Origin of the sequence: Stenotrophomonas sp. GbtcB23, from assembly GCF_019091045.1 — a bacterium.
Taxonomy (GTDB): domain Bacteria; phylum Pseudomonadota; class Gammaproteobacteria; order Xanthomonadales; family Xanthomonadaceae; genus Stenotrophomonas; species Stenotrophomonas rhizophila_A.
On sequence record NZ_JAGXKC010000213.1, the window covers coordinates 1 to 430 of the forward strand.

Here is a 430-nt window from a genome sequence, read left to right on the forward strand (position 1 = left end):
GCTGCGCGGAAAGCTGCAGAGCCATGGCAGCGTAATGCGTCGTGGATCCCGCCTGAGCCGGTGGGATCGTCGTCTCGCGAAAGCGGAAGTATCAAGAAAATCCGACAAATCGTGGTTTCGGTGACAGTCCGACATCTAACGCTTGTCGCATCGAACACAGCGCGGCCCCTCCCGAACGGGCTTTGCATCACATTCCAATGAGGATTTATCCATATGAAGTCGTCCAACGTCATTCGCTCCTTCGCGCTCGTCCTCGCAATCGCGGCCGGGCAGTTTTCCCTGCAGGTCGCGCACGCCCACGCCGCGCTGCAGCAGTCCACACCGGCGGCAAATGCGGTGGTGGCCTCGCCAGGCCAGATCGATCTCGTGTTCAACGAGACATTGATTCCGCGGGCGTCGCGTCTCAAGTTGCTCATGAAGCACGGCAGTT

1 protein-coding gene is annotated in these 430 nt (G+C 59.8%); it reads left to right on the forward strand.

The features are described 5' to 3' along the window. Positions 1-213 precede the first annotated feature (213 nt). A partial coding sequence (locus KVS69_RS18840) for a copper resistance protein CopC (protein ID WP_217539497.1) occupies positions 214-430 on the forward strand: 217 nt, incomplete at its 3' end.